The sequence below is a fragment of the Winkia neuii subsp. neuii DSM 8576 genome, from assembly GCF_000420405.1.
Taxonomy (GTDB): domain Bacteria; phylum Actinomycetota; class Actinomycetes; order Actinomycetales; family Actinomycetaceae; genus Winkia; species Winkia neuii.
In genome coordinates this window covers 335040-344337 of the sequence record NZ_ATUW01000002.1, presented here as the reverse complement: position 1 = coordinate 344337, position 9298 = coordinate 335040, and the positions used below count along the sequence as shown (strand labels likewise).

The 9298-nt window shown below is 54.4% G+C and carries 8 protein-coding genes and 1 rRNA gene; 2 read left to right on the top strand and 7 right to left on the bottom strand.

Annotated elements, in window-relative coordinates; translation table 11 throughout:
• The first annotated feature begins 35 nt into the window (after positions 1-35).
• Positions 36-150, top strand: a 5S ribosomal RNA gene (gene rrf, locus G437_RS0103305).
• A 240-nt stretch (positions 151-390) separates the two neighbouring features.
• Here the strand turns inward: rrf and G437_RS0103300 are convergent.
• The 6 genes from G437_RS0103300 to G437_RS0103270 form a co-directional block, all read right to left on the bottom strand.
• Positions 391-1377, bottom strand: a complete 987-nt coding sequence (locus G437_RS0103300) for a LacI family DNA-binding transcriptional regulator (RefSeq protein WP_024331172.1) — start codon at positions 1375-1377, stop codon at positions 391-393.
• Between the two features lie 27 nt (positions 1378-1404).
• A complete protein-coding gene (locus tag G437_RS0103295) occupies positions 1405-2847 on the bottom strand; it encodes a glycoside hydrolase family 1 protein (protein WP_024331171.1) in 1443 nt (480 codons plus the stop codon).
• Positions 2844-3767 carry a carbohydrate ABC transporter permease gene (locus tag G437_RS0103290; protein ID WP_024331170.1) on the bottom strand — a complete coding sequence of 308 codons (924 nt, stop codon included), beginning with the start codon at positions 3765-3767 and terminating at the stop codon, positions 2844-2846. The genes G437_RS0103295 and G437_RS0103290 overlap by 4 nt, the downstream gene beginning before the upstream one ends.
• A gap of 103 nt (positions 3768-3870) precedes the next feature.
• Positions 3871-4578, bottom strand: coding sequence for a carbohydrate ABC transporter permease (locus tag G437_RS10510; protein ID WP_244263215.1), 708 nt, complete (start codon positions 4576-4578; stop codon positions 3871-3873).
• 181 nt (positions 4579-4759) lie between these two features.
• Positions 4760-6046 carry an ABC transporter substrate-binding protein gene (locus tag G437_RS0103280; protein WP_024331169.1) on the bottom strand — a complete coding sequence of 429 codons (1287 nt, stop codon included), beginning with the start codon at positions 6044-6046 and terminating at the stop codon, positions 4760-4762.
• Between the two features lie 295 nt (positions 6047-6341).
• Positions 6342-7790 (bottom strand): dolichyl-phosphate-mannose--protein mannosyltransferase, encoded by a 1449-nt coding sequence (locus G437_RS0103270; protein WP_083309719.1) that lies wholly within the window; start codon positions 7788-7790, stop codon positions 6342-6344.
• Between the two features lie 70 nt (positions 7791-7860).
• Between G437_RS0103270 and rsmI the strand changes: the two genes are divergently transcribed.
• A complete protein-coding gene (gene rsmI, locus G437_RS0103265) occupies positions 7861-8730 on the top strand; it encodes a 16S rRNA (cytidine(1402)-2'-O)-methyltransferase (protein ID WP_024331167.1) in 870 nt (289 codons plus the stop codon).
• Here the strand turns inward: rsmI and G437_RS0103260 are convergent.
• Positions 8714-9280 carry an isochorismatase family protein gene (locus G437_RS0103260; RefSeq protein ID WP_024331166.1) on the bottom strand — a complete coding sequence of 189 codons (567 nt, stop codon included), beginning with the start codon at positions 9278-9280 and terminating at the stop codon, positions 8714-8716. The genes rsmI and G437_RS0103260 overlap by 17 nt on opposite strands.
• Between the last annotated feature and the right edge of the window lie 18 nt (positions 9281-9298).

The following is a 9298-nucleotide window of genomic DNA, read 5'->3' as shown; positions in this document are numbered from 1 at the left end:
CCCGGCTTGTTGCTGGGGTGGTTGTTATAGGTTTTCGTGGTGGTCATAGCGGTAAGGTCACGCCCGGTCCCGTTCCGATCCCGGTAGCTAAGCTTGCCAGCGCTGATGGTACTGCACTTTTTAGTGTGGGAGAGTAAGTCACTGCCACGGATTATTCTTTGTTATTTGGTTGGGCCCAACCCCTCTATATAGTGGGGGGTTGGGTCCTTCTGTTTGTTAAACCCGCCGTCTTGTTAAACCCTTGGGCTTGCTTGTTGTGTAAGCCCGGTTTGCTTGCCGGGGTCCGGGTAGTCGGGCTGTTATGGCAGGGTGGGTGCTCCCTGGCAGGGTGCGGGTTGCGGGTGGGGCCCCTCCGGGAGGGGCGGGCCACAAACAACACAGGGGGGTGGGTTAGTCGGATTCGCCTTTGATGAGGTTGCAGCCTAGTAGTGTTGGGTGGTTTATAGGTTCTTTCGCGATTAGGGCTGATAGCATGCGTGCTGCGTGGGTGCCTAGGTCCTGTACTGGGTTAGAAACACTCGTCAACCGCGGGCTAAAACGTTGCCCCTCCCCCGTACCGTCGTTAGACACTACTGCCAGGTCATCAGGTACCGCGATGCCACGACTGCGCCAACAATCTATTGCAGCCATCGCCATTAGATCCGAGCAAATGTACACCCCATCAACGTAGGCAGGATCAATCCTTTGAGCAGCACGCTCGCCTGAAGCTGCAGTAAAATCGCCCTCGACCATAACAAAATCCGGGCCCACCACCTGACGGAAGCCCCTCAAGCGGTCGGAGGCAGCCAACATGTCTAAAGGGCCTGTAACAATCGCCGGGTGGTTGATGCCCCTTTCCTTCAGCCTACGCGCTGCAATACGACCGGCCTCCACGTTATCGACGTCCACCCACGAGGTAAATTTGGACTCCGCGGTAGGCTTTCCAATAAAAACCATAGGAATGGGTGCATTCAACAAAAACTGGATTTGCCCGGGCACCTGGTGGTGAGAAGCTACAATAGCGCCGTCAACGTGCCCATCGTACAGAAAAGAGTGCAACTTTGAGGTTGAAGAGTTGCGTTCAGCCATTGCCAAAACTAATTGGGTTGAGGTGCCCGCAAATGAGCGGTTTACGGACGTCAACACGGAGGCGAAGAAAGGATCCGAAAATAGCCGCGTATCCGGTTCAGGAATCACTAATGCCACCATGTCCGTTCTAGAGGTAGCCAGCGAACGGGCAGCCTGGTTGGGCCTATATCCCAAGGCAGCAATAGCAGCTTCGACCGCCTGTACCTTTGCCGTAGAGACTCCGACTCCGCCCCGGACAACCCTAGAGGCCGTGGCTCGCGAGACTCCCGCGGTGCTGGCAACGTCCTCTAAAGTAATGGTTCTGGCCATGTAAGCTCCTCACTCGATGTCACCAGCCTAAGGCTCTGGAGCCTCGAAATTGCGATTTGCTGCGACCTTGGCAAGCCAATGCGCAGAGGCCTTCGGAACCCTCTGCATAGTGCCATAGTCGACGCGGACAATGCCAAAGCGTTTGGTGTAGCCGCGCGCCCACTCGAAATTGTCGAGAAGCGACCAAACCAAATAGCCCTTCAAATTGACCCCTTCGGAGCGTGCCCGCAAGGCAGCGGCAAGGTGATCGCGCAAGTAAACTAGCCTGTCCTTAGAATCGTCTACGTAACCGGTACGGTCGGGCACGTCGTCGAATGCAGCCCCATTTTCGGTAATCACCATTTCAGTGTCGAAGGGGCGGGCGTATTCAGAATTGAGCCAAACTAACAGCTCGTAGAGGTCGGAGGCCTTCACCTCCCAGCCCATAGCAGTATGGGGAGTATGCCGAGCAACGGGAACAACCGAAGCCGATCCAACAATCGGAGAACGCCCTAAAACTCCCCGAGCGTTTCTTTGGGGAGAGGCCGGCTTATACCCCTCAGAGGGTGCTGCTACCTGGGAGCCGTTGTAAAAGTTTATCCCCAGCACGTCGATTGGGGCGCTAATAATCTGCAAATCCCCTTCCCGCACGTACTTCATAATATCGGCTTCCAGAGCCATGTCAGCCACCACATCTGGCGGATAGGCACCCAAAAAAAGTGGATCTGCAAATATGCGATTTTGTGCCCCATTAACCCGCCTAGCAGCATCGCGGTCTGCAGCAGAATCGGGGTTCGCAGGATGCGCCCACGAGAAATTCAAGGTAATTCCTACCTTCGGATGCAACCCCTTTTGGCGGGCAAGGCGGCGAATCTGTGCCGTCGCCAGGCCATGTGCCAAAAGTAGATGGTGGGCTGCCGCCACGCCCTCGTCAGGGCTGGTATGGCCGGGAGCATGCTCCCCGCAAACGTAGGACAAAAAGGAGGCACACCATGGTTCGTTCAAGGTCGTCCAGACGTTAGCTCGCTCGCCCAAAGCCGAATAAACCACCCTCGCGTATTCGGCAAAAAGACTCGCCGTCTGCCTGTTAGCCCAGCCGCCCTCGTCCTGAAGGGCCTGAGGCAGATCCCAGTGGTACAGGGTGACCCACGGCTGAATTCCCGCAGCGTTCAACTTGTCTAGCAAAGCTGCGTAGAACTCCAGACCCTTCTGATTTACAGAACGTCCATCTGGCATGACTCGCGCCCAAGAGATAGAAAAACGGTAGGTAGAGACCCCGAGTGAAGAAATCAGCTGCACATCTTCGTCTACGCGGTGATAGTGGTCGCAGGCCACATCTATATTTGAAGAATCGTCGATGCGCCCCTCTTCGCGGCACATGGTATCCCAAATCGAAGGGCCCTTTCCATCTTCGAAAGCAGCGCCCTCTACCTGGGCGGCAGCAGTGGCCACGCCTAGAAAAAAATCCTTTGGAAGCTGAATAGTTGTCATCCTTTTACTGCTCCTTGCATAACCCCGGAAACCAGACGGCGTCCGGCAAAAATAAACAGAATCAAAAGTGGGACGGTTGCGACTACTACGCCCGTCATGATTAGCGAATAGTCCTTGAAATAGGAAGCCTGCAGCAGTTGGAGAGCGACCGGAAGCGTCGGATTCTTATTCCCCAACACGATGAATGGCCAGAAAAAGTTGGTCCACGAGCCGACAAACGTAAACAGTGCAAGCATTGAGGCTGCGGGCAGAGCTGCGGGAACCGCAACAGTTAGAAATGTGCGGAACATTGAAGCCCCATCTACTCGAGCGGCCTCGATTAGCTCACTAGGCAGGGCATCTCGGATGTATTGCGTCATCCAGAAGACTCCGAAGGCACTGACTAGCCCAGGCACGATTACTGAAATAAGCTCCCCAGACCAGCCAAGCTTATTCATAACCATAAAAAGTGGGACCACGCCGAGTTGGGCAGGCACAGCCATAGTTGCGATGACGAACGTCAGTAATCCGTTTTTACCAGCAAAGCGGAGCTTAGAAAAAGAGTATCCTGCCAGCATCGAAAAGAAGACTACCGAGGCTGAAACTATTACAGCTACAAGCAGTGAGTTCCAAAATGCTGCCCACAAGTCGACACCGGAATCCATTACGCGATGCAGATTCTGCAAAAAGTGCCCCTGCGGAATTAATGACGGGACAGGGGAGCGAGCAATCTTCGGAGCTGTAGAAGAAGCCAACAAGAAGGCAAAATACAAGGGATATGCGGATGCGAGCAAGATGAGCGCAAGTACAACATACCTATACCAGCGAGGGCGCTTGGCAGGACCAAAATTTCCCTTGCGGGCTCTCCGCCTGCGAGCAGCAGCGGCTGCCCTCTTGCCCGAACGTTGCCTGATCATTGCGAGTGAAGGTTCCGACTTCATTTGCGATCCTTCTTTGTTCCGTTGGAATCGGCGGAGGCGATCCGTCTTGTGAGTAAGAAATTCAAGGCTGCGAATGCCACCACTATCAAGAACAGTAGCCAGGCTACGGCGGCGGCTTTGCCAAATGATTTTTGTGCCCCCCCCAGCCCAGCTGGTACATGTACATAGACAAGGTAAGCCACTGCTTGTCGGCGCCGCCCCCGCCCATGGTGTCGAACATTCTTGGCTCGTCGAATATTTGCAATCCGCCAATTGTGGACGTGATGATCACAAATATGAGGGTCGAGCGCAGCTGAGGGATAGTGACCGAGAAGAATTGGCGTGCTGGGCCGGCCCCATCTACTGTTGCTGCCTCGTAGAGTTCGTGGGGGACGGCTTGCATAGCCGCGAGCAAAATCAGGGAGTTATAACCTGTCCAACGGAAGTTGACCATATTCGCGATGGCAATGTGCGAGGCCAAAGTCGACGAGTGCCAACCTATCGGGCTGATCCCCAGATAGCCGATCAAAGTGTTGATCATGCCAGACTGGTCGGCAAAAACTTTTGAAAATATGAGCGAAACCGCCACGGGAGCAACGACGTAGGGGAGCAGCACTCCCATGCGCCAAAAGGTTTTTGCGCGCAGATTCGCGTCGAGTACCCAGGCGATGAAGAGTGCCAATATCACCTGGGGCAGCGAGGACAGTAAAAAAATCGAGAAAGTGTTGCGCAAGGCGGTCCAGAATACTGGGTGCTGTAATACAGCCACGTAGTTGTCTGCCCCAATAAACCCCTGGTTCCCCCCAATTAGCGGCCACTTATGCAGTGACACCCAGGCGGTGTAGGCCAAGGGGAAGAGGCCGGTAATTGCAAAAATTATGAAAAAGGGACTGATGTAGAGGTAAGGAGACAACTTGGTGTCTGCGCGTGAGAGGCGGTTGCGAAAGCTTGAGGGGGCAGACATTTTAGGCTCCTAAGGGTGCCCCTGGGCGCTACGCCCAGGGGCAAACCAGCTATTGCTGTAGATCTAGTTGCTTGTATTCGCTCAGAGCCTTCTTCCAGGATGGCTCTGCCTTGTCGGTCTTGTCGACGTCCACGCGATTTAGGGCATCGGTGACCAGTGAGGTGATGGGGAAGAAATTTGGCCCTTTATAAGGCTGAATTTCGATCTTCTTGGACATCTCGGAGTAGATCTTGCCTACTGGAGCGTCGTTGAAGAATTTATTGGTGTACCCGGTCAAATCTGCAGATTCCAAAGCCTTAACTTGCGAGGGGAAGTTCCCTTTGGTTTTGAAGGCCTTGATCTGCTGCTCTGGAGCAGTTAGCCACTGCGCTAGCTCCTTGGCCTCTTTTACATGCTTTCCTTGCGTGGGCACGGTCAGGTAAGAACCGCCCCAATTGCCGCCCCCGCCAGGGAAAACAGGAGCAATATCCCAACCCTTGACTCCGGAGGCGTTGCCCTCGATCACCCCAAGCATCCAAGGAGGACACAGCATGGTGGCGAAACCGTCTTTCTGGAAGGCGTTAGTCCAGTCCTCAGACCACTGGGCTAGGTGAGCAGACAGCTTATTGTCTACAGACTCGGTGATCAGCTTGTCGTATATACCTTTTATCTGCTTGTTCTTAGACAGTTCGATAACCGTGTTGTCCTTCTTTTCGAAAGGCTCTTCAACCTGGTTGATTATGCCCTGGTAGGTGCCTACCGCGCCGTCGTACCAAGGTATGCCGGTAGAGTCGACAAACTTCTTGCCCACCGCGAAGTATTTATCCCAGCCGCCCTCGAGAAGCTTCGCGACTTCGTCGCGATCTGAAGGCAGGCCAGCCTTTTGGAAGAGGTCAGCGCGGTAGCAGATTGCTTCCGGACCGGCATCCGTGCCCGCCCCGAGTAGTTTTCCGTCCGAAGTGGTAGCGGCTTTGGCCTTCCAATCGAGCCAGCGGCCTTGGGTTGCATCAGATTTCAGGTCTGTCAGCTGATCCGGATACTGCATCAGCTCTGGCCACCAGTCGACCTCTACGGCCTCAATGTCGGCCAGGCCATTGCCGGCGGCAAGCCGGGTCATCATGTTGTCGTGAGCTTCGTTAGAAGTAGCGGCTTTCTTTTCCACTACTTTGATGTTCGGGTGGGACTTCATATATTCGGCAAACAGGTTGTTGTAGCCGAATTCGTTGAAAGTAGCAACGGTAAGAGTTACCTTGCCATCTGCAGATTCTGCCGAGCCATTGTCTGCGGAAGAACAGGCGGTCAGCGAGAGTGCGGCAAGGCCCACCAACGCGCCCAGGTGCAAAATTTTTCTATTCATTACAGCGACTCCTTTGTGCTGATAACCGCGCCTATGCGGAAACCCCTGAGAGCGCTCTCAAAGGAATGTAGCAAGGTTTGAGAGCGCTCTCAACTGGGATGTATGCATCATTGCATAAATGTGATTGGGTTGGTGGGTAAATGAGGTTACGAATTTATAACGATTGGTTTTGCTGGGACGGCGGCATGCATCAGAAAGCTCCTCCGGGTCTTTCGCCCGCCTCTTTTTCGCCCTCATCCTAGAGTGCAACCTTGGTGCACTGCGGCAAAGGCAAAGCATGCCGCAATGAGGGGCTCTAAATCCACGACTGCAGCCACATGCGCATCTGCCAGTGCGAGTGGGGAATGAGCATGCCTGTGGCCAACGGTAAGAAGAACAGGCCGCAAGCCGATATTGCAGCAACTGCCATAGCAGCTAAGGTCTTGGAAACTAGTCCAACGAGCGAACTGCGTGTTCCCGCCCTCCACAAAAACCGGATAAAAGCGGCAACCGCAAGAGAAATAAACGGAACTAGCACCACCGTGTAAAACATGAAGATAGTGCGATGCCAGTATAAAAACCAAGGAACCCAGGTGCTTACATAGCCTAGAAGGACCAGCGCATAAGAAAACCGCCTGTACCTGACGGCAGCGTAGACGAGCCAAACTAGCGCTACAAGCCCAATCCACCACAGGGCGGGATTGCCCATGGCGAGTACCGCCCGCACCAGGTAATCGCCCTCGCCGCCGTAGGGTTTCTGATAGGCAAAAGAAGTCGGACGCAGATCGAAAATCCACTGCAACGCGTTGGCCTGATAAACATGGCTCTTAGTAAGTCCCACATGAAAGTCGTAAACCTGACTTTGGTAGGACAGCCAATTTTGCAGCTTGTTCCCCTTAGCATGGCTGTTCCATCCGCCCGCCCCGAAAAACCAGTTCGCCCAAGAGGCCATGTAGACAACAAAAGCAACGGGCACTAGTTGCACGAAGGCCGGAATGCCGCCCGCAGTGACGGCTCCGGCAACGGAAGTAGCGCTTTGGCGCACTCTCAGACGCAGAGCTACCTCATAGGCAAACACTCCCATCCCCAAACACGCCAAAACCCAAATACCCGACCATTTCACCGCACAAGCCGCCCCACAAGCCAGACCCGCACAAATTAGATACGGGCGGAAGAAAATGCCCTCAAAGGGACTTTCAACCGCCAAAGCTAGGATCCGGTGAGCGTTGTGTTGGAAATCCAACACAACGGCTAAGAAAGCTGCCAGCACGAACACAGCTAAAAACACGTCTAACAGACTGGTCCTGGACAGCGAGACCGCCACCCCGTCAAAAGCTACGAAGCTACCCGCCAGTGCGGTGGTAGGAACCGAAGCAAAAAGTCTGCCAGCAATTACGCAGGTGAGCAGCACCAACAGTGTGCCAAACAGGGCAGCCATAAAACGCCACCCAAACGGGCTATCCCAGCCGAACAAATTCCCGCCAATACCAATCAGATACTTCCCCAGAGGCGGGTGTACTACAAATGCAGGCGAGGGCGAGAGAGCAGAAAAATCCCCCGAATTGAACAAGAAATCCTTGTTCTGGCCCCACTTGCCCTCGTAGCCTAAGTGCATGAGCGAATAGGCATCTTTTACGTAGTATGTTTCGTCGAAAACAAGTTTATTAATCACTCCCAGGCGGGAAAAACGAATAACTGCGGCCACAAAAGTACACAGTAAAGTGCAAATAATCTGCCATTTCTGGTTCGAAACCGGTCGTTCCACCCCACCAGTGTACGTAAGCGTCGGGCAAGTATAAGACGAACTTTTGAAGAATTCGTGAGACTCTTGGAACGTGAGTGAAGAAACCATCCAGATTCCAGGATCGATCCTATTAGCGGGTACGCCCATTGGGGATGCGGCTGACGCCCCACCTAGGTTGGCTTCAGCCCTAGCTCAAGCTGACATTGTCGCGGCCGAAGACACCAGGCGGGCGTTGAACCTAGCCTCCCGGCTGAACACCCGCATAAACGGAAACATCATTTCCTTTCACGAACACAACGAAAAAGATAGGGTGAATCGGCTACTTGAGGCGGCTCAAGACGGCGAACGCGTAGTTGTGGTTTCAGATGCGGGCATGCCCACCGTCTCGGACCCAGGCTTCCGCCTAGTAGCCGCAGCAGCCAAAGTAGGGGTGCCGATCTCGGTGCTGCCGGGCCCATCCGCGGTACTCACCGCCCTCGCTATTTCCGGATTGCCCTCGGATAGGTTCTGCTTCGAAGGGTTCTTGCCCCGCAAGGCGGGCGCGCAAGCTAATAGGTTGGGGGATCTAGCAGACGAGCCCCGCACTATGATCTTCTTCGAATCCCCTCGTCGAGTCCACGAAACTTTGGCCGCAATGGCCGGAACTTTCGGCGAGGATCGCGAGGGCGTCATCTGCCGCGAACTAACCAAAACCCACGAGGAGGTGATCCGCGGCACCCTCGAAGAACTAACCGCCTACACCGAAAAGGAAATGCTAGGTGAAATCACCCTGGTAGTTGCGGGTGCTCCCAAGCGCAAAACAGACACCGCTTCGCTGGCCCGCGAAGTGATGGAACTAGTAGAAGAGGGCGTCAAACTGAAAGCGGCAGCAAAACACGTAGCCAAAAAACACGACGTGTCGAAAAACGACCTCTATGAGGCCGCCCTAGTACTGAAGAATAAGGCTAAAAAGAAGAAGTAAGCAGAACGCCGGCGCGGCGCATCTGCTCGCGCGCCGCCTGGCCCAATTCTTCGGACACTGGCTTAGTCAGGTCCAAAAATACCCTAACTTTTAGCCCCTCTTTCACCCCGTCGATAGCGGTATCTTTTACGCAGTGCGACTCCGCTAAGCCCACGACATCAATCTGGGTAATTCCGCGCTCGCGCAAAATCGCGCCCAACAGATGCCCGTCGGCGTCTTCGCCCTCGAAGCCCGAATAAGCTGCCGCGTAGGCGCCTTTTTTTACGGCGACGTCCGCATTCAAATCGGCCAGAGCGGGGTGCAGTTCGGCATTGGCGCTACCAGCTAACCCGTGCGGGGGCCAAGAATCTACGAAATCGGGCTGATCAGAAAAGTGCCCACCCGGAGAAATATGCCAATCCTGGGTGGTGCAAATAAGATCGTAATTGTTTCGATGCTTCGCTACGAAATCGGCAATATCGTGGGCCACTTGGTTACCGCCTTCTATAGGCAGCTCCCCGCCCTCGCAAAACGTCGGTTGCACATCGACTACTAACAGCGCTTTAGCCATTATTGCTCCCTGAGACAA

What these genes read in the sequence shown, in the direction of transcription:
- G437_RS0103300 (WP_024331172.1), bottom strand. Translation starts at nt 1,377, where the DNA reads ATGGCCAGAACCATTACTTTAGAGGACGTTGCCAGCACCGCGGGAGTC.
- G437_RS0103295 (WP_024331171.1), bottom strand. Translation starts at nt 2,847, where the DNA reads ATGACAACTATTCAGCTTCCAAAGGATTTTTTTCTAGGCGTGGCCACT.
- G437_RS0103290 (WP_024331170.1), bottom strand. Translation starts at nt 3,767, where the DNA reads ATGAAGTCGGAACCTTCACTCGCAATGATCAGGCAACGTTCGGGCAAG.
- G437_RS0103280 (WP_024331169.1), bottom strand. Translation starts at nt 6,046, where the DNA reads ATGAATAGAAAAATTTTGCACCTGGGCGCGTTGGTGGGCCTTGCCGCA.
- G437_RS0103260 (WP_024331166.1), bottom strand. Translation starts at nt 9,280, where the DNA reads ATGGCTAAAGCGCTGTTAGTAGTCGATGTGCAACCGACGTTTTGCGAG.